We start from the raw sequence: 23,255 nt of genomic DNA, 5'->3' as shown, positions 1-23,255 counted from the left end.
CCACTGGACACATACGCGCAGCCTGGCAGCGTTTAACGGCGTGGAATACTGGCGTACAGGTTAATTGTTACGGGTAACTGTTATCGGTAACATTGTCATGCCGGAGTTGTGGAGAAGCAATAACCATTCGTGCCAGATGTGAATATGTGTGATCTACTTCAAATTTGTCAGTTTAAATAGATCCGCCCGGTGACAATGTGAAACCTAAATCTAACATCTTAGGCGTCACCGCTTCACCGCGAATACGCGCCAGCAGACGTTCAGCACCAATCCGCCCCATCCGCTCGCGCGGCGTCAGCACGCTGGCCAGGCGCGGCTCCATCACCTGGCCGATATCGTGGCCGTGGAAACCGGCAATCGCCATATCGTCAGGGATTTTAAGCCCCAGCCGCTGGCACTCAAACGCCGCGCCGACCGCAAGGTCATCGTTGGTACAGAAAATGCCGTCAAGCTGCGGATATTCGCGACGCGCCTGGCGCATCAGCTCAATCCCCGATGAATAAGAGGAAGACTGCTCAACCATCACGCTGTAGGGCGTCATTCCGGCATCAAGCATCGCCTGCTCATACCCCTTCTGTTTGATGATAGTACGTTCATCAAGACGTGCGCCAAGATAGGCAACGTGACGATGGCCATGATTGATAATCGCCGCGGTCATCTGCCGGGCCGCTTCAAAGTTATCAAAGCCGACGGCGATATCGAGGCACGGCGACTGGCTGTCCATCAGCTCCACAACCGGGATACCCGCCACTTCAATCATCTTCAGGGTGCGCGGCGTATGGGTTCGTTCGGTAAGAATCAGGCCGTCAATATTCCAGGAAAGCATGGATTCCAGGCGTTTTTCTTCCATTTCCGGCTTATAGCCGTAGTGCGCCAGCATCGTCTGATAACCGAAAGAGTCGGTCACGCTTTCAATACCGCGCAGCACTTCTGAGAAAACCTGGTTAGTTAACGAGGGCAGCAGCACGCCAATAGCGCGGCTGGTGGCATTCGAGAGGATGTCGGGGGCGCGATTAGGAATATAACCCAGTTCATCGAGAGCAACGGCAATCTTGCCACGCAGCGCTTCGGAAACCTGTTCCGGGTTACGTAAGTAGCGACTGACCGTCATTTTGGTCACGCCGACAAGATCGGCTACATCCTGAAGTACGGGTCTTTTCTTTTTCATCGTCCTGACTGCGATCAACGGGGAAACATTTTCTCAGTTTATCACGGACAAAGCGCAACCTTCCCTAACATCAGGGAAGGTTGCGCAATTTATTTAGACCCGATCGGAGAACAATCAGACGGGCGGCAGATCGAACAGCAGAATTTCGCTATCGCCGTCGGCGTGTACGGAAATCGCCTGCTCGTCCCAAATGGCCAGGCCATCGCTGGTGGTGGCCTTCGTTCCGTTGATGGTGACGTCACCTTTCACCACCTGGATCCACACCCGCCGTTCAGCGGCAATCTGGTGCACCGACTGCTCGTCTTTCAGCAGCGCCCAGCGGTACAGTTCCATATCCTGGTACACCTTCAGCGAACCTTCGCGGGCATCCGGCGACAGCACCAGCTGTTTGCCCTGCGCGGCGTCAAAGCGGCGCTGTTCGTAGCGCGGCGTGATGCCATTTTTTTCCGGCATAATCCAGATCTGGTACAGATGCAGTTTTTCCGTGTTGCTTGGGTTGTACTCCGAGTGACGAATCCCGGTACCCGCGCTCATGATCTGGAACTCACCCGCCGGCACCTGCTCTTTATTCCCCATGCTGTCCTGGTGCTCAACGGCCCCTTCCAGCACGTAGGTCAGGATTTCCATGTCCTTGTGCGGATGGGTTCCGAAGCCCTGGCCTGCATCAATCACGTCGTCATTGATCACCCGCAGCGCCGAGAAGCCCATAAAGTTAGGGTCGTAATAGTTCGCGAAAGAGAAAGTATGCCAGGAATCCAGCCAGCCGTGGTTAGCGTGGCCGCGTTCGTTAGCTTTGCGTAAGTAGATCATGTTGCACCCCCGTATGTTTTCGATGGGATAAGTGTGGACCCAATCCCCTGGCGATCATAGAGGGTGAAAATTGACTCCTCTGTTCAAAAAATATGAACGAGTGCAGAGGAGCCATGAGGGCTTATCGGGTAAGGGTAATCGTGGCTGGAGATGGCTGTTCAAAGCCGCGTTCGAGGATCTCCAGATTCGTGAGAACGTCAGATTCCTTGACGAAATTTGGCTGACCGTTAACGAGGGTTTCATACAGCGAATCATAGACCCGCCCATAGTCGCCGGTTTCAAGCGGGATCTCTTCCCGTACGGTTTCGCCCGCCTCATTGACGTACTCCAGCAGACCAACCGTGTCGTCCGCGCCGAATCCCGGCTCGCCCGGCATAATATTGGCCTTCAGGCTGGTCTCCTGCTGGTCGATACCATATTTAATAAACGACCCTTTATGACCATGGACGATGAATTTTGGGTAGGGCAGCTTCACCAGATGGCTGGTTTTGACAATCGCCTTCAGGTTGCCGTAGAACAGCTGGGCCTCAAAGGTATCGTCCGGATTGGCCTTGTTGCGCAGGCTACGGATGTCGTAAGAGACATGGTCAGGGCGACCGAACAGGGAGATAATTTGGTCCAGGGTATGGACGCCCAGGCCGTAAAACGTGCCGTCCTGAGGCAGGCCGGGTTTCCCTCTATCTACCGGGCGATAGTTGTCAAAATGGTTTTCAATCTCGACGATCTCGCCCAGCTTTCCGCTCTCAATCACTTTCTTCGTGGTCAGGAAGCAGGAGTCGAAGCGACGATTCTGGTACGGCGTGACCGTTAATCCCTTGCTTTTCGCCAGGGCGAATAGCGTTTTTGCCTCGTCAAGGGTCGGGGTAAAGGGCTTTTCGACCAGCACATTTTTGCCCGCCTCCAGCGCCCTTTTGGCATAGGCAAAATGGCTGTCCGCATGGGTGCACACAATCACCAGCTTGACCTGCGGATCGTTAAGCACTTCGTCGAGGTCGCTGGTGAAGTGAATATGCGAGTATGCCGGTGCCTGTTCCTCCGGCTTTGCGCTGCGGCGAAAGATATGCGCCACGTGCCAGCGGTCTTTTCGGTGCAGGACATAGGGAAGATGGTAGCGGGTGGTGCTTTTGCCGAATCCAATAAATGCGCAGTGCAAAGTCATAACGCGGTCCTTTGTTAGGTCTCTGCTATTAACCATAGCGCAAGCTGGCTGCGAACTTAACCCCTTCAATAAGTGTGCCAAATTCTTAAATGTAAAATTTAACGCTCAAATTCATTGACCCTACGGCCTAAATTCTGGATAAGAGGGCCCTCGGGAAAAGAACGTTTTTTATCCAGCGCGTGGGAGCATGACGCCGTATCGCGCTCGCCGTTTCCCAAAACACGATGACTAAAGGAGTAGCCATCTCGTTCGTATGGAAAGCAAGTATATTGCCCTGAATAGCGCCCTTCTCTTTTGGCTGCTTGGCCTGATGGCCTGGTGCTGCGAATCCACGTATCTGGCCTGGCTATCGGGCTCTTTCTCCTTGTCATCTTTCGTTTTTCATTTTCAATATCATCGGATTAACCATATGTTTAAAAAGAATAAAAACATTGAAGCGACGCCACAGACGGCGGCTACGCCGGTACTCAACAGCGCATCCCCGTTAGCCGTTTCCCGCAAACCTGCCGCCACGGTTATCGCCAGCGGCATCCGCTTTGACGGCAATATTATCGCCGAGGGAGATGTCGATATTTACGGTACCGTAAGCGGCAATATCGACGCCGAAGAGAGCCAGATTAAGATTATGGCCGGAGGCCTGGTCGAGGGAAATATCACCTGCCGCGAGCTGATTATCGACGGCTGCATCCTCGGCCAGTGCCGCAGCGAGACGATTGAAATCGATAAGAACGGCCAGGTCACCGGCACGTTGGCCTACCGCACGCTGGCCATTAACAAGGGCGGCGTTTTTTCCGGCCAGGCAGAGCTGCTGCCTGCGGCGGCAGATAAGAGTAACGTGGTGGGGTTTATCGCGGATACCGCGGCTGAAACCAAAAACAGAGCAGACAGACACACCGCAGAAGCGGCGCAGTAGCGTCTTCGAATGCAGGCTAAAAAAAGCAAAAAAAAAGCCAGCACCCGGCTGGCTAAAGTAATACTGGAAGCAATGTGAGCAATGTCGTGCTTTCAGGCTTTCCGCAAGGGTCTCCCTGAATGCAGAGCAATAATAATCATTCTCATTCGCACTTGTCCACCTCTTTTTGCAAAAAATAGGCGTTGCTCCCTTTTTTAAAGTCAGCGATCTTTAAGGGGACGATTAACCCAAAAAGGTAAATGAAGAATGAGCGACATAGTGATACGCCATGCCGAAGCCAAAGATTACGACGCAATCCATCAGATCCATGCTCAGCCGGAGGTATATCGCAATACGCTACAGGTTCCTCATCCTTCCAGCCATATGTGGCACGAGCGACTAACCGACCGACCGGGCGTCAAACAGCTGGTCGCCAGCATAGATGACCAGGTCGTGGGACACCTCGCCATTGAGGTTATCCAGCGCCCGCGCCGGAGCCACGTCGCCGATTTCGGCATTTGCGTGGATTCACGATGGCACAATCGCGGCGTTGCCAGCGAGCTGATTCGCACCATGATCGACATGTGCGACAACTGGCTCCGCGTTGACCGTATTGAGTTGACGGTGTTTGTGGATAACGCTCCCGCGGTGGCGGTGTATCAGAAATTAGGCTTTGAAATTGAAGGGACGGGGAGAAAGTATGCCCTGCGCAACGGCGAATATGTCGATGCCTACTTTATGGCGCGGCTGAAGGGGTGACGCTCAACTAACCCTCTCCCGGCAGGGAGAGGGTCGGAGTGAGGGTAAACCTAATACCCTGCCGTTAAATCATCCGGGGAACGCGGATCGGATGCGCCGTACAGCGTGCCGTCCGGGCCAACCATAATACTCTGGGTGCTGCCCATCGCCTCTTTCACCGCCACTTTCTGCCCTTTGCTCTCCAGCAGCTTCAGCGTATCCGGGCTAAATCCCTTCTCTACACGCAGTTCGTCCGGCAGCCATTGATGATGGAAGCGCGGGGCGTTGGTGGCTTCCGCGACGTTCATTCCGAAATCAATGGTATTCACCACCATCTGCAGGACGGTGGTGATGATGCGGCTGCCGCCGGGGCTACCGGTCACCAGCCAGGTTTTGCCATCTTTCACCACAATCGTTGGCGACATCGACGACAGCGGACGTTTTTTCGGCTCGACGGCGTTGGCGTCACCGCCCACCAGCCCGTAGACGTTTGGCACGCCGGGTTTAGCTGAGAAATCATCCATCTGATTATTCAGCAGAATGCCGGAGTTCCCCGCCACGATGCCGGTTCCAAAGGTCGTATTCAGCGTATAGGTCACGGCAACGGCGTTACCGTCCTTATCCACTACCGAGAAATGGGTGGTCTGATTGCTTTCATACGGCGCCAGCTTACCGGGGCGAATCTGGCTCGACGGCTTCGCCTTATTGATATCAATCTGCTCAGCAATCGATTTGGCGTACGCTTTGCTGGTCAGCGCCTGCCACGGCACCTTGACGAAGTCCGGATCGCCAAGGTATTCCGAACGGTCGGCATAGGCGTGCTTTTCGGCTTCCGCCATCACCTGCATGGCGTCGGCGCTGCCGAAGCCGTACTTATGCATATCGAAGTTTTCGAGGATATTGAGGATCTGCACGATATGAATGCCCCCGGACGATGGGGGCGGCATCGAGAATACCTGATAGCCGCGATACTCGCCGCTCACCGGCGTACGTTCGACCGCTTTGTAATTCGCCAGATCCGCTTTGGTGATAAGCCCGCCGTTATTCTTCATCTCAGCGGCAATCTGGTCGGCAATCGCGCCTTTATAGAAGGCATCCGGCCCCAGCTCGGCAATCAGCTCCAGGCTTTTCCCCAGCTGTTTTTGCACCAGCTTATCGCCCTTTTTCAGCGGCTCGCCGTTTTTCCAGAAGATAGCCCGGCTGTTGGCATGGTCGGGGATCACTTCGCTGCCGTAGGTTTTCAGGTCGTCGGCCAGCGCATCATTTACCGTGAAGCCCTCTTCGGCCAGCTTAATCGCCGGGCGAATCACTTTGTTGAGCGGCATTGTGCCGTATTTTTCCAGCGCGAGGGAGAACCCGGCGACGGTGCCCGGCGTGCCTGAAGCCAGATGCGAGGTCAGCGATTTCTTGCTGTCCGGGTTGCCCTGATCGTCGAGAAACATATCCCGGGTGGCCTGTTCCGGGGCCATCTCGCGGAAGTCGATCGCCGTGGTATTACCGTCTTTGGTCCGCAGCATCATAAACCCGCCGCCGCCGATATTACCGGCCTGCGGATGGGTGACCGCCAGCGCGTAGCCCACCGCCACGGCGGCATCGACCGCGTTGCCGCCCTGACGCAGAATATCCACGCCTACCTTCGTTGCCAGCGCGTCCACCGAGGCCACCATCCCCTGCTGAGCGCGGACCGGGTGAAATACATCTTCCTCTACGCCATAAGATACCGGCGGAGGGGCGGGATCTGCCGCAACGGTAAAACTGCCGCCCGCCAGCAACGCAGCGATGACCACCTGACGCCAGAGCGTTGTTCTTATCATTGTCATACTCCTGAAATGTGTTTTATCCCCGTCTATACCCGTCATACTCCAGGTCGCACGGACGTTGGCTACGCTCGTTTACCCGAATCACTTACCCGAGTAAGCTCATCGGGCCGCATTACCCGGCCTGAGGCCTCGCCCCTTACGGGGCCAGCGCAAACGCTGTTCAAAACGGTTAACCGGTTTGTCCTGCGACTCGAATTATTCAGGGTATAAGCCTGGCTGATAAGTCCTAAAAGATCATTGTTGCGCCGGAAAGGGAGTAAACTTAAGCGATCCCCCGAAGTGAGGAGAGAACAATGAAAGCAATGTTATATCTGGCGGCGCTGCTGCCGCTGAGCGTTATGGCGCAGCCGATCAATATCGACAATAACCCCAATCAGCCGGGGTACGTGGTGCCCAGCCAGCAGCGGATGCAAAATCAGATGCAGACCCAGCAAATGCAGCAGCAAAACAATCTTAAGCAGGGTATTCAAAGCCAGTCGCGCGCGCAGCAGCAGCATCTTCAGACGCAGTTGAATAACGATCGGCAGCGGGTACAGCAGAATAACAATCTGACCCGTGAGCAGCCTCTCCCTAACACCAACGGTGGGATGCTGCAGCGCCAGACGACCCCGTAAGGGCCGCCTGACGCAGAAGCGGGTTACGCCGGGAAGTTGGGGCCGATGACGTCAATCGCATCGGTGCAGATGCTGTCCACGCCCCAACGCAGCAGCTCGGCGGCGCGCTGCGGTTTGTTAACGGTATAGACCAGAATATGCAGGCCCGCGGCCTTCAGGCTCGCCACGCGCGCTTCATCCAGCAGCTTATGGTTGAGGTGAATAGAGACGCAGCCGAGACGCGCGGTCAGTTCGCACCAGTCGTTGCGCCACTCATCCAGCAGCAGCCCGCGCGGCAGTTCGGGCACCGCCTCCTGCGCGGCTTCCAGCGCATCAACGTCAAACGATGAGAGCAGCGGCGGTGTCATTCCCTGCCACAGCTCACGCGCCGCCAGCGCCACCGCTTTGCCGGTCAGCGGCCCGGTGCCGGTGGTCGGTTTAATTTCGATATTGGCCATCATGCCGTGCTGACGGCAGCGGTCGGCCACCTCGCTCAGCAGCGGCAGCGGCTCGCCTTTGAACTCGCCGCTGTACCAGCTGCCGGCATCCACTTTTAGCAGATCGTTCCACGCCAGTTCGCCCGCCACGCCCCAGCCGTTGCTGGTGCGTTCGAGATTGTCATCGTGCAGTAAAAAAATCTGCCCGTCTTTCGATAACTTAGCGTCAAACTCAATCATCGTATGGCCGTAACGAGCGCCGGTATCGATGGCCGCCAGGGTATTTTCCGGAGCCAGTTTACCGCCGCCGCGGTGGGCGACGATATGAGGATAAGGCCAGTGACTCATGCGCGTTGTCCTGTTTCACTATCAAAAAGATGCAGACTTTCCTGCGGCAGATGCAGCCACAGGGTGCTGCCCGCCTGCGGACGCTGCTGGTGCGGCAGCCGGACCACCAGCTTTTGCTCGCCCCAGCGCCCGTGGGCGAGGTTATCGGCACCTAAAATTTCCAGCGTATCCATCACCAGCGGTACGCCACCTTCCGCCTCGGAGCTTAATGCAAAATGTTCCGGACGGATACCCAGGGTCATCTTACGCCCGGCATAGCGGCGATGCTCGCTGTTGATGGGTAAAAGCATCCCGCCCTCAAGCTCGAAGCGGCTACCGTCGTCGCTGACCCGGCCTTCCAGCAGGTTCATTGCCGGGCTGCCGATAAAGCTCGCCACAAAGCGGCTGGCCGGTTTTTCGTAGACCTCGACCGGCGTACCAATCTGCTCGGCGATGCCTTTATTCATCACCATCACCCGCTGCGCGAGGGTCATGGCTTCCACCTGATCGTGCGTCACGTACAGCGAGGTGGTTTTCAGCCGACGGTGCAGCTGCTGCAGCTCCAGACGCATCTGCACGCGCAGTTTGGCATCGAGGTTGGAGAGCGGCTCATCAAACAGGAATACCGCCGGGTCGCGCACGATAGCCCGCCCCATCGCCACGCGCTGGCGCTGGCCGCCAGAGAGTTCGCGCGGACGGCGCTTCAGCAGGCCATCCAGCTCCAGAATGCGCGCCGCTTCCTGGACACGTTCGGCAATTAATCCTTTACCTAAACCGCGAATTTTCAGGCCCCACGCCATATTCTCTTCCACGCTCATATGCGGGTAGAGGGCGTAGTTCTGGAACACCATCGCAATACCGCGATCTTTCGGTTCCATTTCGGTGACGCGCTTGCGGTCGATCCAGATATCGCCGCTGGTGACCCGCTCCAGGCCCGCCACCATGCGCAGCAGGGTTGATTTTCCGCAGCCCGAGGGACCCACCATCACAATAAATTCGCCGTCCGCGACGTCCAGCGTCAGCGGCTGGATCACCTGGGTTTTGCCATCCCAGCTTTTGGTTACTGCCTGTAGCTTAAGTCCTGCCATTTTATTTCTCACTATCCACTAAACCACGCACAAACGCGCGCTGCATGGCTAAAACGATGACAACCGGAGGAATCAGCGTGAGCAGCATCGCCGCCATCACCTGATTCCACTGCGTGGTACCCTGGCCGATGGCGATCATCCCTTTGATGCCCGCGACCGCCGTGCCGAGATTCACGTCGGTAATGATCAGCAGCGGCCACAGATACTGGTTCCAGCCGTAGATAAAGGTGATGACGAACAGCGCCGCCAGGTTGGTTTTCGACAGCGGCAGCACGATGTCGCGGAAGAAGCGCATCGGCGACGCGCCGTCGATACGTGCGGCCTCTATCAGCTCGTCCGGCAGGGTCATAAAGAACTGGCGGAACAGGAAGGTGGCGGTCGCCGAGGCCATCAGCGGCAGGGTGAGCCCGGCATAGCTGTCGAGCATTTTCAGGTTGGCGATCACTTCCACCGTCGGGAAAATACGCACCTCAACCGGCAGCATCAGCGTGATGAAGATCATCCAGAAGAACAGGTTGCGCAGCGGAAAACGAAACCAGACGATGGCGAAAGCGGAGAGCATCGAGACCGTAATTTTGCCCACCGTGATGCCGAAGGCCATGATGAAGCTGTTGAGCATCATCAGCCAGAACGGCGCGCTATTGGCCCCTACGCCGTTCACCCAGATAAACTTCATGTTTTCGAGCAGATGCCCGCCGGGAATCAGCGTCATCGGCGTATCAAAAACCGCTTTACTGTCCAGCGTCGCCGCGACAAAGGCGACATACAGCGGAAACAGAATGACCGCGATCCCTAAAATCAGCATGGTGTGGCTGAAAATCGTCAGCCCGCGTCGATTCTCAATCATTGGTAGCGCACCTTTCGTTCAACGTAGCGGAACTGCACCACCGTCAGAATAATGACGAGGAACATCAGCACCACCGACTGGGCGGCGGAAGCGGAAAGGTCGAGCCCGGCAAAACCTTCACGGTAGATCTTATAAATCAGGGTTGTTGTCGCCTGAACCGGCCCGCCGCCGGTTGCGGCATCGATAACCGGGAAGGTATCAAAGAAGGCGTATACCAGGTTAACCACCAGCAGGAAGAAGCTCACCGGGGCGATCAGCGGCAGCGCCAGCCTGAAGAAGCGGCGAACCGGGCCGGCGCCGTCAATCGCGGCGGCTTCTACCAGCGAGCGGGGAATCGATTGCAGCGCGGCGAAGAAGAACAGGAAGTTGTAACTAATCTGCTTCCAGACCGAGGCGAAAACCACGAGGAACATCGCCTGACCGCTGTTCTGCGCGTGGTTCCAGTCGTAGCCCATCTCACCGAGGAGATGCGTAATCAGCCCGCGTCCGGGGTTGAACAAGAAGATCCACAGCACCGCCGCCACCGCGGGCGCAACGGCATAGGGCAGGAGCATCAGCGTCTGATAGAAGCGGCTGCCGCGCACCACGTAATCCACCAGCGCGGCGAAAAACAGCGAGCTCAGCAGGCCGCTGACGGTAACCATCGTGCTGAACTTAATGGTGGTCCAGAAGGAGTCCAGGTAGTACGGGTCCTGGAAGAGGGCTAAAAAGTTATCCAGGCCGACAAACTGGCTGGAGAGCCCAAACGGATCGACGCTCTGCAGCGAATACCACAGCGCTTCGCCCGCGGGCCAGATAAAAAAGATGACGGTGATAACCAGCTGCGGCGCGACCAGCACATAGGGCAGCCAACGCGAGCGGAACACCGGACGGGATGATGACATAGTTAAACTCTGAGTTGGTTTCCCCTCATCCCGGCCCTCTCCCTAAACGGGCGAGGATGAAAAGACGGCTCCGGGCGATCCCCTCTCCCCGACGGGGAGAGGGTGAGGGGCTGGCTATAAGATTACGACCTGGTTGACTGCTCGAAACGGCGCAGCAGCTGATTACCGCGCTCAACCGCGGCGTCCAGCGCCTGCTGAGGCGTTTTCTTCCCGGTCCATACACTTTCCAGTTCTTCATCTACGATGGTGCGAATCTGCGGCATATTGCCCAGGCGCAGACCTTTGGTGAACGGCAGCGGCGGCTTGTTCAGCATCTGGCGCGTCGCGATATCGGCACCGGGGTTCTTATCATAGAAGCCCTGTTCGCGGGTCAGGTTGTAAGCGGCGGTGGTAATCGGCAGATAGCCGGTTTTTTGATGCCATTCGGCGGCGTTTTCCGGCTTGGTCAGGAAATCGAGGAATTTGGCGACGCCGGTATAGGTTTCTTTGTCTTTACCCTGCATCACCCACAGGCTGGCCCCGCCGATAATGGCGTTTTGCGGCGCGCCTTTCACGTCGGCGTCGTACGGCATCATCCCTACGCCATAGTTGAACTTCGCGTACTGGCGAATATCCGCAAGGGAGCCGGAAGAGGCGGTAGTAATGGCGCAGTCGCCGTTATAGAACTTCTCGGTGGATTCGTCTTTACGCCCGAAGTAGCTGAAGTCGCCTTTCTTATTCAGTTCTTCGAGCAGAGCGATATGCTTCACCTGCTCCGGCTTGTTGAACTCCAGTACCGCATCGGTACCGTCGAAGCCGTTGTTTTTGGTCGCCACCGGCAGGCCGTGCCAGGCGCTGAAGTTTTCAATCTGAATCCAGCCCTGCCAGCCGCTGGCGTAGCCGCATTTCATCCCGGCAGCTTTCAGCTTCGCGGTATACGCCGCCAGATCCTGCCAGGTTTTCGGCGGCTGTTCCGGATCTAATCCGGCTTTTTTAAAGGCGTCTTTGTTGTAGTACAGCACCGGCGTGGAGCTGTTAAACGGCTGGGAGAGCAGATGGCCGGTTTTGGAGTCGGTGTAATAACCGGAAACGGTTGGCACGAACTGCGTTTCATCAAACTGAATGCCCGCATCGCTGAACACCTGATAGACCGGCTTAATCGCCTTCGAGGCCATCATCGTCGCGGTGCCGACTTCGTAAACCTGCAGAATAGCCGGGGCGTTGCCGGTACGGAAGGCGGCGATGCCGGCGCTCAGGCTCTGCTCATAGTTGCCTTTATACACCGGAACAATTTTGTAGTCCGGGTTGGCTGCGTTGAAACGTTGCGCCAGTGAATCAACTTCTTTCCCCAACTCCCCTTCCATCGAGTGCCAGAACGGGATAGTGGTTACCGCCAGGGCTTGTCCGGCAAATGCCAGGCTGAGCGCCAGTCCTAAAGCTGTATGTCGTAACGATATCATCGGTTATCTCTCTTGTTGTTCCGGATGCGCGATTTCACGCGTTTTATGTTCGCGGGGGTAACATGACATGCTCGAATGACAGAAAAATAACTATTGCATTACAAAAATATTACAATAAATTGGCAAAAACATGATGAAACGGTGAAAAAAAAGTGGCAGGGAAATGGCAAAGCGAAAAAGAGAGGCGGCGCAGGCTACAGATAAGCGGGGATCTGTAGTTAAATAGGGGGCGTTAAACAGCACTCTCCGGCGAGCCGTCATAAGGAAAAATATGAAGACGCTTCATAAACCTACCGAACGCGTTTTACTCATTCTGGAAACCTTAGCCAACGCGGACGGAATGACGCTTTCCGAGCTATCGCTCAAAACGGATATTTCAAAGGGAACCATTTTCCCGATCCTCAAATCGCTGCAGTACCGGAAATATATCAGCCACGACGATCGCAACGGCATATATACGCTGGGGATTTCGTGCGCGGTTCTGGCCAGCTCAACGGTGGAAAAAGAGTTCTGGCTGAAAACGATCAATAGCGAAATGCACGCGGTGGTCAATGAATGCAATGAAGTTTGCCAGCTCGGCATTCTGGATGACGCCTGGGTGCTCTATGTTGATAAAGTTCAGGGCGACCAAACCGTGCAGCTGGTCTCTAAGGTAGGGACTCGCCTTCCGGCAATCTGCTCTGCCCTGGGCAAGGCGCTGCTGCATAAGCACCGCGACGAAGAGATCCTGGAGCTCTATCCGCAGGGTTTTCCTTCCGTTACCGCCCGCAGCGTAACGAATATGGCTCAGCTTCGTCAGCAGCTGGAATGGGTCGCCGCCAACGGTTATGCCATGGACGATCGGGAAATCAACGACGATACCATCTGCTTTGCCGTCCCCCTGCTGCAGAAAGGCATTATTCTGGCGGCGATCAGCGTCTCATTGCCCTCTTTCCGCGCCAGCGATGAAAAAACGCAGCAGGTTATTCACGCGTTAAAAGAGGCAAAGGGTCGTATCGAAAGCGTGCTGAATAAGCTGCCTGATATTAAAAATTACTGATTTATTCGCCAGCGGTGCCGTCGGAATTGTGATTACCCACACAATACCGAGATTTAATGATCCGCCGTGACGCCCGCCTCTTCTGCATAATTCCCCATCTATTCATTGATTTAAGCAATTATCCATCCGCCTTTTACGCCATTTGACTTCACGTCGATGGCGTGTTTACTTATGCTTAATCGCAAATACAAACAGTGTTTGTATATACGAACAACAAAGAGGTTGAATATGCAAAGTCGTTACATCACCCCGGCAATAACGGTTTTTGATGAGCAGGGCAGGCTGGATCCTGAAGGCAACTTTCGCCTGTATGATTTCATTAAAAGCAGCGTATCGGGATTTGTCGTCATGGGCAGTACCGGCGAGTTTTTCTCGCTGGATATGAAAACATCCCGTCAGATAATTCAAATGGCGGCAGAGTTCCCTCGCGAGGGAATAAAGGCCTATGCGGGAACCAGCCGCATGGATATTGACGAGTGCGTAGAGCTGGCAAACTATGCAGATGAGTGCGGGCTGGATGGCGTCATGATTATCAGCCCGTGGTACTTCCGCCTGACTGATGAAGGCATTTATACATTTTATAGCCAGATTGCCCGCCGCACCGCCGCCAAAATATTCATCTATAACTTTCCGGAGCGCACCGGCTATTCCGTCTCGCCGGAGGTCTGTTTACGACTCGCCAGCGAGTTCCCAAACATTGTCGGTCTTAAAGACACCATTCCGGACACCAATCACACGTCGCAGGTGATTCGCCAGGTAAAATCTGAACTATCGTATTTTGAAGTCTATGCCGGTTATGACAATAACTTCGCGCACAATGTCCTGGCGGGGGGCGATGGATGTATTGGCGGGTTATCCAATATTTGCCCTGAAATATTCCGCAACTGGATGCAGGCATTTAACGATAACGATGTGCAGCAAATTTCGCGGTATCAGAAAAAAGTGGATGGGTTAATGGATATTTACGCGGTTAACGATCCGTTCATTCCAACATTTAAAAAAGCGTTACAGCTGCGCGGAATTATTCAGTCCGACCGCTGCACGCCACCGTTTAGCTCGCTCGCCACCTGCCAGACCGAAAGTATTCTGCGGATACTTTCCCGCGCTGGTATTGAAATTAATGCCTGACCCCCACGCGGAGGTATTATGAAAACCATCACAGCTTACGACAATCCGGCCCTCAATTCCGCGATTACCAAATCATGGAAGCGCCTGGTGCCACTGATGTTTATTTTGTACTTCATCGCCTTTATCGACAGGGTGAACGTGGGATTCGCCAAAGAGGCGATGCAGGTGGATATTGGGCTCTCCAATTCCGCCTTCGCCCTCGGCGCGGGGATCTTTTTCGCCGCCTATGCGCTGTTTGGTATTCCCGCTAACCTGATTCTGAATAAAATCGGCGCGCAAAAATGGTTAAGCATCACCACCGCGCTGTGGGGCGTTCTCTCTGCCCTCACCGGACTGGTGCAGACGGAAACCCAGTTTATTGTTCTGCGCTTTTTACTGGGGTTAGGCGAAGCCGGTTTTTATCCCGGTATTCTGCTGCTGGCCTCCATCTACTTTCCCAATAAAGTTCGCGCCTCCGTCGTCGGTATCTTCGTGCTCGGCGTTCCGCTGGCATTAACCTTAGGCTCGCCCATCTCCGGGGCGCTTCTGGAAATGCACGGCTTCCTCGGCAAACCCGGCTGGTTCTGGATGTTCTTTATCGAAGGCATTCCGGCGGTCATCATGGGGATCTTCGCCTGGTTCTGGCTTGATGATACGCCGGCCAAAGCGCGATTCCTGAACGACGAAGAGAAAAAGGCGCTGATTGCTCAGCTTCAGCAGGAGCAGCGGCAGACGGAAACCAGCAGCGTCGGCACCGCCCTGAAAAGCCTGAAAGTCTGGCACCTGGCGCTGATCTACGGCACCATCCAGATCAGCGTTTACGGGCTGATGTTCTTCCTGCCTTCGCAAGTCGCCTCGCTAATGGGCTCCACGCTCGGCTTTAAGGAGTCGCTGGTCGCCGCCATTCCGTGGGCCTGCTCCGCCGTCGGCGTCTATTACATTCCGCGTCTGGCGGACAAAATGCCGGCCCGTCGGGTGCTGATTTCAGTTATCTGTATGCTGGCGGCGGCGCTGGGGCTGTTTGTTTCTGCCTGGTCCGGCCCGGTACTCGCCATTGCCGCGCTCTCGCTGTCGGCCATCGGCTTTCTCTCCGTGCAACCTATCTTCTGGACTTTCCCGGCGCAGATTGTGTCAGGCTCGGCGCTGGCCGCCAGTATCGGCTTTTGCACCACCATGGGCGCATTTTGCAGCTTCCTCGCGCCGCTGATTCGCGTTGAGGTCGATGCCTTCTTCGGCAACGATTCGGCGGGTCTGGTCGCCCTGTCGCTCATCACCGTCTGCTGCGCGCTGCTGATTGCCGCCCTTGCCGGCAGAAAAGCGACAAACGGCGTCGCGGTCCCCCATCACTAAGTCCTGATGCGCTTATAACAAAGGATAATGAACATGCAGACCATCTTAAAAATTGACCCTACCGATAACCTGATCGTTGCGCTGCAGGACTTACGCAAAGAGCAGCGGGTTCACTGGAACGATGAAGCCTACGTTCTGCGTAGCGATGTCAAAGCCAAACATAAATTCGCCACCGAGGATATTGCGCCCGGCGATATCGTGTCGCTGTACGGCGTTCCGGTCGGCAAAGCGACGCGCCCCATCACCCGCGGCGAAGCCATTACCACTGAGAATATCAAACACTACGCGGCCCCGGTTTCGCTTGACGACGTCGCGCCCTATGACTGGCAGCAGCCGGATGTTTCAGCCTGGCAGCAGCGGACTTTCAAGGGCATAGTGCGCGAAGATGGCCGGGTCGCCACCGCGAACTACTGGCTGGTCATTCCGCTGGTATTCTGTGAAAACCGCAACGTTCAGCGCGTCACCGATGCGCTGAACGACGCCCTCGGCTACGCCAATAACGGCCTGAAAAATTTTGCTCGCCAGGTGACGTCGGCAGGGGCATTAAACGATACCCGCCATCTGCCCTTCCCGCATCTTGACGGCATCCGCTGTATTACCGTCAATTCCGGCTGCGGCGGCGCCACCTCGGACAGCATGACGATGTGCGACGTGCTGGCCGCCTATTCCGATCATCCCAACGTTCTTGGCGTGACGGTCTTTGCCCTCGGCTGTGAAAAAGCGCGGATTGTTGATTTCAACGCCGCGCTGGCGAAGCGCAACCCGAATTTCAACAAACCGATTATTTACTTCAGACAGCAGGACTGGAGTAGCGAAGAAAAAATGATGCAGGATGCGTTGACTGAAACCTATAACGCGATCCGCGAAGCCCCCGTCGCCGAGCGGCAGGACGTCCCGCTCTCCCACCTCAAAATCGGCGTGAAGTGCGGCGCTTCTGACGGGTTCTCGGGGATCAGCGCAAACCCGGCGATGGGCGAAGTGTCGGATCGTCTTGTCGCCCTCGGCGGCGCGTCGGGGCTGGCGGAATTCCCCGAGCTGTGCGGCGCTGAAGGGGATATCGTGCAACGCTGCGCGACCCGCGAGCTGAAAGAGAAGTTTTTGTCGCTGATGAAAAACTATGAGCATGTCGCGAACTTCTTTGGCACCACCATCGCCGATAACCCCAGCCCGGGAAACATTGCCGATGGGCTGATCACTGACGCGATAAAATCCGCCGGCGCGGCGAAAAAAGGCGGCAGAGCGCCGGTAAGCGCGGTATGCGACTACGCCGAACCGATGGGAGAAAGCGGCCTTTCGCTGGTCTGCACGCCGGGCAACGATGTGGACGCGGTAACGGGCCTGGTCGCGGCGGGGTGCAACGTGGTGATCTTCTCAACCGGGTTAGGTACGCCGACGGGGAACCCTATCGTTCCGGTGCTTAAGGTTTCAACCAACTCCGCGCTGGCGAAAAAGATGCCGGATATTATCGATTATGACTGCGGGCCGATTATCGAAGGCACGCCGCTGGCGGACATCGCCGACGGCCTGTTTGAGAAAATCATCGCCACCGCCAGTGGGACCTGGCGCACCAAAGCGGATGCGCTCGAACAGTATGATTTTATGCTATGGAAACGCTCTCTGGAGCTGTAGGAATCAAGTAAAACGCCCGGCAGATGCCGGGCGTTTTGTCTTCGCTACCCGCCCAGATAGGCGCTGCGTACCGCTTCATTCGCCAGCAGCGCGTCGCCGGTATCCTCAAGCACCACGTGTCCGTTTTCCAGCACGTAGCCGCGGTCGGCCAGCTTCAGCGCCTGGTTGGCGTTCTGCTCGACGAGGAAGATAGTCATCCCCTGCTCGCGCAGCTGTTCGATGGTATCGAAGATTTGCTGAATGATAATCGGCGCCAGACCGAGCGAAGGCTCATCCAGCAGCAGCAGGCGCGGCTGGCTCATCAGCGCGCGCCCGATAGCCAGCATCTGCTGCTCGCCGCCGGACATGGTGCCCGCCCGCTGAACCCGGCGCTCATGCAGGCGCGGAAACAGCTCATACACCCATTTGATGCGGGTCTGGAACTGGTCGCGGTCGGCAAAAAAACCGCCCATCGCCAGGTTCTCTTCCACCGTCATCCGCGAGAAAACGCGGCGCCCTTCCGGCACGATCGCCACCGCTTCGCGCATGATTTTCGCCGTCTGCCAGTCGGTAATATCTTTACCGTCGAAAACCACGCGGCCGCTGGAGGCGCGCGGGTCGCCGCACAGAGTACCCAGCAGAGTAGTTTTTCCCGCGCCGTTGGCGCCAATCAGGGTGACAATCTCTCCCTGATTGATATGCAGACTGACGTTGTGCAGCGCCTGGATTTTGCCGTAATGCGCGCTGACGTTGTCAAAAGATAACATCACTTTTTCCATCTTATGCGTCACCACCATTATGCTTCACCTAAATAGGCGCGGATCACGTCCGGGTTGTTGCGGATCTCTTCCGGCGTACCGTTGGCCAGCGGCGTGCCCTGGTTTACCACGTAAATACGGTCGGAAATGCCCATCACCAGCTTCATATCGTGCTCAATCAGCAGGATGGTGGTGTTGTGATGGCTGCGCAGCTCGACGATCAGCTCGTCCAGCTCTTTGGTCTCTTTCGGGTTCAGCCCCGCCGCGGGCTCATCAAGCATCAGGATTTCCGGCTGGGTCACCATACAGCGGGCAATCTCCAGACGGCGCTGGTCGCCGTAGGCCAGGTTACTGGCCTGCCGGTTGGCGTGCTCAAGCAGGCCAATACGTTCAAGCCAGGTCGCGGCGCGGTCCAGCGCTTCGCTCTGGGCGCGGCGGAAGGACGGCGTCTTCAGCAGGCCGGAGAAAACCCCGGTTTTCAGCTGCTGATGCTGCGCCACCAGCAGGTTTTCAATCACCGTCATTTCGCGGAACAGACGCACGTGCTGGAACGTTCGCACCACGCCCATACGGGCAATCTGCTGGCCCGGCAGCCCTTCCAGATGCTGGTCGCGCAGCATAATGGTGCCGCCGGTTGGCTTATAGAAGCCGGTCAGGCAGTTGAAGACGGTGGTTTTGCCCGCGCCGTTAGGGCCGATAAGCGAAACGATTTCCCGCTCGCGCAGCTCCAGCGACACGTTGTTGACCGCCAGCAGGCCTCCAAAACGCATCATCAAACCGTTTACGGATAATAATGGCTGACTCATGCCTGCTCTCCTTCTTTGGCCTGCCCATTTTTCAGCTTCAGCTGCGGACGGGTCATCGGCAGAAGTCCCTGCGGACGCCAGATCATCATCAGTACCATCAGCGCGCCCAGCATCAGCATGCTGTATTCATTGAAATCACGCATCAGCTCGCGCGAGACGACCAGCAGAACCGCCGCCAGGATCACCGCGAACTGGGAGCCCATACCGCCGAGAACCACAATCGCCAGCACAAAGGCCGACTCGGCGAAGGTAAAGGATTCCGGACTGACGAAGCCCTGACGGGCGGCGAACAGGGTGCCGGCAAAACCGGCAAACGCGGCGCTGATGGTGAAGGCGGTCAGCTTGATGCGCGTCGGGCTGAGGCCCAGCGAGCGGCAGGCAATCTCATCTTCACGCAGCGCTTCCCACGCGCGGCCCAGCGGCATACGCAGCAGGCGGTTAATTACGAACAGGCTTAACACCACCAGCAGCAAAGCGACCAGGTAGAGGAAAATCACGCGATCGGAGGGGTCGTACTTCACGCCGAAGAAGTTGCTGAACGTATCCCAGCCGCCTTCGCGGGCGCTGCGGCTAAATTCAAGGCCGAACAGCGTCGGTTTCGGGATCTGGCTGATGCCGTTCGGGCCGCCGGTTATTTCGGTGTTGTTAAGCAGCAGGATGCGCACGATTTCGCCAAAGCCAAGCGTGACAATCGCCAGATAGTCGCCGCGCAGGCGCAGGACCGGGAAGCCAAGCAGGAAGCCCGCCGCCGCCGACACCAGCCCCGCCAGCGGCAGGCAGGTCCAGAAGCCCAGACCGTAATAGTGGTTCAGCAGCGCGAAGGTATAGGCGCCGATAGCGTAGAAACCGCCGTAGCCCAGCACCAGCAGGCCGGAAAGCCCCACCACCACGTTAAGGCCCAGGCCGAGGATGATATAGATCATCGTCAGGGTAGCGATATCCACCGTTCCGCGCGACACCATAAACGGCCACGCCACGGCGATAACCAGCAGGGCGATCAGGAACAGCTTCTGTTTTACCGTCGAACCGTCGATAGCCGGCAGAATAAACTTCGGCCCGGAGACGTTCTTCATGGTTTTCTGGAAAACGGGACGCAGCAGCTGGAAGAAGAAGACCACCGCGGTACCGATATAGATCCACTGCCAGCGGATATCGGCGGCGGTATCCACCACCAGCTTCGTGCCGTCCAGCTCCAGCTGCACGCCCATAAAGACGCCCGCCAGGATAAAGAACATCACCGCGGACAGCAGCGCCATCGCAAAATGCATCGGTTTCATACTTTTTCTACCTCCGGACGGCCCAGGATACCGGTAGGCATCACCAGCAGAACCAGGATCAGCAGCGCGAAGGAGACCACGTCTTTATATTCCGTACTGAGATAGGCAGAAGAGAGCGCTTCGGCGATACCGAGGATCAGCCCGCCGATCATCGCCCCGGGAATGCTGCCGATGCCGCCCAACACCGCGGCGGTGAAGGCCTTCATCCCGGCCATAAAGCCGATGTACGGGTTGATTACGCCGTAGAACTGACCGAGCAGAACGCCGGCAACCGCCGCCATTGCCGCGCCGATCACAAACGTCAGCGCAATCACCCGGTCGGTGTTGATGCCGAGCAGGCTGGCCATTTTCAGGTCTTCAGCGCAGGCGCGGCAGGCGCGCCCCATGCGGGAATAGCGGATAAAGAGCGTCAGCGCCAGCATGGCGATAAACGTCACCACCCAGATAACCAGCTGCATGGTGGTGATAGTGGCGGTGAAGTTATCGCTGCTGCCTACCGTCCACTGGCCGTTGAACAGGCTCGGCAGCGCGACATCGCGCGAACCTTCCGTCAGGCTGACGTAGTTTTGCAGGAAGATGGACATCCCGATGGCGGAGATCAGCGCAATCAGGCGTTTTGAGCTGCGCACCGGCCGGTAGGCCACGCGTTCGATACTCCAGCCGTAGGCGCTGGCAATCACGATAGCGCCGACGAATCCGGCGGCAACCAGCAGCCAGCTGGTATCAATGCCCATCATCATCAGGGCGGCAATGATCATGAAGGAGACGTAGCTGCCAATCATATAGACCTCGCCGTGGGCGAAGTTGATCATGCCGATAATGCCGTACACCATGGTATAGCCGATGGCAATCAGCGCGTAGGTGCTTCCCAGCGTGACGCCGTTAAACATCTGCTGCAGAAAATAGAGAAACTGCTCGGACATAAGGTAACCTTTTTCTACCCGCCCGCTTTGCACGGGCGGTGGGATAACTTGTCTTATGGCTTATTTCGCGAGGGTGGATGACCCGTCCGCGTGCCACTGGAAGACACCAAATTCAAATCCCTTCAAATCGCCTTTTTCGTCCCAATTCAGCGGCCCAATCACGGTTTTCGCGCCGTGAGCTTTTAGATCTTTGATTAAATCCAGCGGCTCCTGGCTTCCGGCCCGGTCCATCGCCTGCGCCAGCGACTGCACGGCGGCGTAGGTGATCCAGACATACGGACCGCTCGGGTCTTTCTTCTCGGCTTTGAGCGCGTCAACGATAGCGCTGTTGGCCGGGTCCTGGTCATAGCGTTTTGGCATCGTCACCAGCATGCCTTCCGCCGCATCGCCCGCGATGTTGGACAGCGACGCGTTACCCACGCCTTCCGGGCCCATAAACACGGTTTTCAGGCCCACGGAGCGCGCCTGGCGCAGCATCTGGCCCATTTCCGGGTAGTAGCCGCCGTAGTAAACGAAGTCGATATTCTCTTTTTTCAGGCGCGCCAGCAGCGCGGAGAAGTCTTTTTCACCGGCGGTAATGCCGTCGAAGAAGACGATATTCGCGTCGCCTTTTTTCAGGCTATCCTGGACGGAACGCGCCAGGCCTTCGCCGTACTGCTGCTTATCATGAATGATAGCAATACGCTGCGGCTTGACGGTTTCCATGATGTATTTTGCGGCGGTCGGCCCCTGCGAAGAGTCCAGACCGGCGGTACGCATGATGTACTGATAGCCACGCTGGGTCAGCTCCGGGTTGGTCGCGCCCGGGGAGATCATCAGAATGCCTTCATCTTCATAGATATCGGATGCCGGCTGGGTGGAAGAAGAGCAGAGGTGGCCGATAACGTACTGAATGCCGTCATTGACGATTTTGTTCGCCACCGCAACGGCCTGTTTCGGGTCGCAGGCGTCATCGTACTCCACGGCAACCAGCTTATCGCCCTTGATGCCGCCCTGGGCATTAATATCTTTGATCGCCTGGCGCGCGCCGTTGAATTCCATATCGCCCCACTGGGCTACCGGGCCAGACATCGCGCCAACAACGGCGACCTTAATATCTTTGGCAAAAGCCGCCTGGGACATCGCCAGTGCGACTAACCCCGCGATAACCGTTTTCGCGTTCCTTTTCATGCTGCAGAACCCCGTTCGTGATGTGGTGTAAATATTTTGTATTTTTATGGTTAAAAAGCATTCTGTACTTTTATTAAACAACGCTACTTTTACCATTATCTTTAATGGTTTAGCGAGGTTTTTTGCCTGAATACAGAGTAAAATCTCTATTTTTCAGGCGATTAAGCAAAGATAATATTCTGTATTTACTGGAAGATAAACAAAAAAAGTCCAGTAAACAGCATAAAATAACGATACATAAGGCGGAATAAAACGCTACATTTTAGGTTAAAATTCTGCTTATTTTTCGATCCATGATGAATTGCTCTACCCTGCTCCTTCCAGGAAAACGAATCCCCTGATGAACAGGCAAAAAACGGCGCTCCGCCTGGCGGGGAATTTGGATACACTAACGCCTCTGTTTTGACTGGACCCTCGCGTATGAAACTGACCATTATTCGTTTACAGCACTTCAGCGATCAGGATCGCATCGACTTAGGTAAAATCTGGCCGTCGCAGGATCTCGCGGCGCTGGCTCTGGATGAGAGCCATCGTATTTATGCCGCCCGCTTCAATGAGCGCCTGCTGGCCGCGGTTCGCGTAACGCTAAACGGCGTTGAGGGCGAACTCAGCGCGCTGTGCGTGCGTGAAGTGACCCGCCGTCGCGGCGTCGGACAGTATTTAGTGGAAGAGGTGCTAAGGGATAACCCGGAAATCAGCAGCTGGCGCATCGCGGATGCCGACGCGGAAGACCGCGGCGTGATGGCGGCGTTTATGCAGGCGCTGGGCTTTAACGCGCAAACCGGCGGTTGGGTAAAAAAGCAATAAATCGGCGAAAGAAGGCTGAACATTCCCGGATTGCGGCGTAACGCCTTATCCGGGCTACAAAAAACCAGACCGCACCAGCCTGTAGCCCGGGTAAGCGCAGCGCGACCCGGGAAGAAACCGTACCAATGCATCAACTCCGGCGCATTCCCCGGGTTGCGGCGTAACGCCTTACCCGGGCTACAAAAAACCAGACCGCACCAGCCTGTAG

At 56.4% G+C, this 23,255-nt stretch carries 22 protein-coding genes; 8 read left to right on the top strand and 14 right to left on the bottom strand.

The genetic code is table 11. The annotated features are described in order from the left end of the window. Positions 1 to 172: 172 nt before the first annotated feature. The 3 genes from gntR to ACESQ2_RS04360 all read right to left on the bottom strand — a co-directional run bounded on the left by gntR (position 173) and on the right by ACESQ2_RS04360 (position 3,137). A complete protein-coding gene (gene gntR, locus ACESQ2_RS04370; protein ID WP_004106498.1) occupies positions 173 to 1,168 on the bottom strand; it encodes a gluconate operon transcriptional repressor GntR in 996 nt (331 codons plus the stop codon). Positions 1,169 to 1,282: 114 nt separating this feature from the next. After that, positions 1,283 to 1,978: a pirin family protein gene (locus ACESQ2_RS04365; RefSeq protein ID WP_025107853.1), complete on the bottom strand. Its 696-nt coding sequence runs from the start codon at positions 1,976 to 1,978 to the stop codon at positions 1,283 to 1,285. Positions 1,979 to 2,099: 121 nt separating this feature from the next. Next, positions 2,100 to 3,137 carry an oxidoreductase gene (locus ACESQ2_RS04360; RefSeq protein WP_345911752.1) on the bottom strand — a complete coding sequence of 346 codons (1,038 nt, stop codon included), beginning with the start codon at positions 3,135 to 3,137 and terminating at the stop codon, positions 2,100 to 2,102. Positions 3,138 to 3,390: 253 nt separating this feature from the next. Between ACESQ2_RS04360 and ACESQ2_RS04355 the strand changes: the two genes are divergently transcribed. Together ACESQ2_RS04355 and yhhY are read left to right on the top strand one after the other, a co-directional pair. Continuing rightward, complete coding sequence (locus tag ACESQ2_RS04355; RefSeq protein ID WP_286115287.1) at positions 3,391 to 4,050, top strand: polymer-forming cytoskeletal protein; 660 nt, start codon at positions 3,391 to 3,393, stop codon at positions 4,048 to 4,050. A gap of 246 nt (positions 4,051 to 4,296) precedes the next feature. Next, a complete protein-coding gene (gene yhhY, locus ACESQ2_RS04350) occupies positions 4,297 to 4,788 on the top strand; it encodes an N-acetyltransferase (protein WP_014839699.1) in 492 nt (163 codons plus the stop codon). Between the two features lie 50 nt (positions 4,789 to 4,838). Here the strand turns inward: yhhY and ggt are convergent, their stop codons facing one another. Continuing rightward, entirely contained in the window at positions 4,839 to 6,581 is a 1,743-nt protein-coding gene (gene ggt, locus ACESQ2_RS04345) for a gamma-glutamyltransferase (protein WP_004855015.1), read from the bottom strand. Between the two features lie 299 nt (positions 6,582 to 6,880). Here ggt and ACESQ2_RS04340 point away from each other — a divergent pair, with 299 nt between their 5' ends. Then, a complete protein-coding gene (locus tag ACESQ2_RS04340) occupies positions 6,881 to 7,201 on the top strand; it encodes a DUF2756 family protein (RefSeq protein ID WP_004855016.1) in 321 nt (106 codons plus the stop codon). 23 nt (positions 7,202 to 7,224) lie between these two features. Here ACESQ2_RS04340 and ugpQ read toward each other — a convergent pair whose 3' ends face one another. From ugpQ to ugpB, 5 genes are all read right to left on the bottom strand, one after another. After that, entirely contained in the window at positions 7,225 to 7,965 is a 741-nt protein-coding gene (gene ugpQ, locus ACESQ2_RS04335) for a glycerophosphodiester phosphodiesterase (RefSeq protein ID WP_049070350.1), read from the bottom strand. Beyond that, positions 7,962 to 9,032, bottom strand: a complete 1,071-nt coding sequence (locus ACESQ2_RS04330) for a sn-glycerol-3-phosphate import ATP-binding protein UgpC (protein ID WP_025107858.1) — start codon at positions 9,030 to 9,032, stop codon at positions 7,962 to 7,964. Before ACESQ2_RS04330 ends, ugpQ begins: the two co-directional genes overlap by 4 nt. Before the next feature lies 1 nt (position 9,033). Beyond that, on the bottom strand, positions 9,034 to 9,879 hold the full coding sequence (ugpE, locus tag ACESQ2_RS04325; RefSeq protein ID WP_004116045.1) for a sn-glycerol-3-phosphate ABC transporter permease UgpE: 846 nt from the start codon (positions 9,877 to 9,879) through the stop codon (positions 9,034 to 9,036). Continuing rightward, entirely contained in the window at positions 9,876 to 10,763 is an 888-nt protein-coding gene (gene ugpA / locus ACESQ2_RS04320) for a sn-glycerol-3-phosphate ABC transporter permease UgpA (RefSeq protein WP_046877931.1), read from the bottom strand. Before ugpA ends, ugpE begins: the two co-directional genes overlap by 4 nt. Before the next feature lie 122 nt (positions 10,764 to 10,885). After that, positions 10,886 to 12,202: a sn-glycerol-3-phosphate ABC transporter substrate-binding protein UgpB gene (gene ugpB, locus ACESQ2_RS04315; RefSeq protein WP_004855028.1), complete on the bottom strand. Its 1,317-nt coding sequence runs from the start codon at positions 12,200 to 12,202 to the stop codon at positions 10,886 to 10,888. Positions 12,203 to 12,473: 271 nt separating this feature from the next. Between ugpB and ACESQ2_RS04310 the strand changes: the two genes are divergently transcribed. The 4 genes from ACESQ2_RS04310 (at position 12,474) to ACESQ2_RS04295 (ending at position 17,327) form a co-directional block, all read left to right on the top strand. Continuing rightward, positions 12,474 to 13,241, top strand: a complete 768-nt coding sequence (locus ACESQ2_RS04310; protein ID WP_014227084.1) for an IclR family transcriptional regulator — start codon at positions 12,474 to 12,476, stop codon at positions 13,239 to 13,241. A 228-nt stretch (positions 13,242 to 13,469) separates the two neighbouring features. Continuing rightward, complete coding sequence (locus ACESQ2_RS04305) at positions 13,470 to 14,369, top strand: dihydrodipicolinate synthase family protein (RefSeq protein WP_373170182.1); 900 nt, start codon at positions 13,470 to 13,472, stop codon at positions 14,367 to 14,369. A gap of 18 nt (positions 14,370 to 14,387) precedes the next feature. After that, complete coding sequence (locus ACESQ2_RS04300) at positions 14,388 to 15,698, top strand: MFS transporter (protein ID WP_009654269.1); 1,311 nt, start codon at positions 14,388 to 14,390, stop codon at positions 15,696 to 15,698. 33 nt (positions 15,699 to 15,731) lie between these two features. Further along, positions 15,732 to 17,327, top strand: coding sequence for a UxaA family hydrolase (locus ACESQ2_RS04295; RefSeq protein ID WP_014839706.1), 1,596 nt, complete (start codon positions 15,732 to 15,734; stop codon positions 17,325 to 17,327). A gap of 44 nt (positions 17,328 to 17,371) precedes the next feature. On the opposite strand, the gene livF is transcribed toward ACESQ2_RS04295, so the two are convergent. The 5 genes from livF to livK are packed head-to-tail and all read right to left on the bottom strand — an operon-like array spanning position 17,372 to position 22,240. Then, positions 17,372 to 18,085, bottom strand: coding sequence for a high-affinity branched-chain amino acid ABC transporter ATP-binding protein LivF (livF, locus tag ACESQ2_RS04290; RefSeq protein WP_004126158.1), 714 nt, complete (start codon positions 18,083 to 18,085; stop codon positions 17,372 to 17,374). Between the two features lie 17 nt (positions 18,086 to 18,102). Next, positions 18,103 to 18,870, bottom strand: coding sequence for a high-affinity branched-chain amino acid ABC transporter ATP-binding protein LivG (livG, locus tag ACESQ2_RS04285; protein WP_004855045.1), 768 nt, complete (start codon positions 18,868 to 18,870; stop codon positions 18,103 to 18,105). Further along, a complete protein-coding gene (gene livM, locus ACESQ2_RS04280; protein ID WP_032751575.1) occupies positions 18,867 to 20,147 on the bottom strand; it encodes a branched chain amino acid ABC transporter permease LivM in 1,281 nt (426 codons plus the stop codon). Before livM ends, livG begins: the two co-directional genes overlap by 4 nt. Then, a complete protein-coding gene (gene livH / locus ACESQ2_RS04275) occupies positions 20,144 to 21,070 on the bottom strand; it encodes a high-affinity branched-chain amino acid ABC transporter permease LivH (RefSeq protein WP_014227088.1) in 927 nt (308 codons plus the stop codon). Before livH ends, livM begins: the two co-directional genes overlap by 4 nt. Positions 21,071 to 21,130: 60 nt before the next feature. Continuing rightward, the gene (livK, locus tag ACESQ2_RS04270) at positions 21,131 to 22,240 is read right to left on the bottom strand and encodes a high-affinity branched-chain amino acid ABC transporter substrate-binding protein LivK (RefSeq protein ID WP_046877934.1); all 1,110 of its coding nucleotides are present in this window, start codon (positions 22,238 to 22,240) and stop codon (positions 21,131 to 21,133) included. Positions 22,241 to 22,660: 420 nt separating this feature from the next. On the opposite strand from livK, the gene panM reads away from it, so the two are divergent. Beyond that, positions 22,661 to 23,047 (top strand): aspartate 1-decarboxylase autocleavage activator PanM, encoded by a 387-nt coding sequence (gene panM / locus ACESQ2_RS04265; RefSeq protein WP_032751578.1) that lies wholly within the window; start codon positions 22,661 to 22,663, stop codon positions 23,045 to 23,047. Positions 23,048 to 23,255: the final 208 nt, after the last annotated feature.

Source organism: Klebsiella sp. Q11 (assembly GCF_964241505.1).
Classification (GTDB): Bacteria; Pseudomonadota; Gammaproteobacteria; order Enterobacterales; family Enterobacteriaceae; genus Klebsiella; species Klebsiella michiganensis.
The sequence above is the reverse complement of the archived record's forward strand: the minus strand, read 5'-3'. Positions and strand labels throughout refer to the sequence as shown.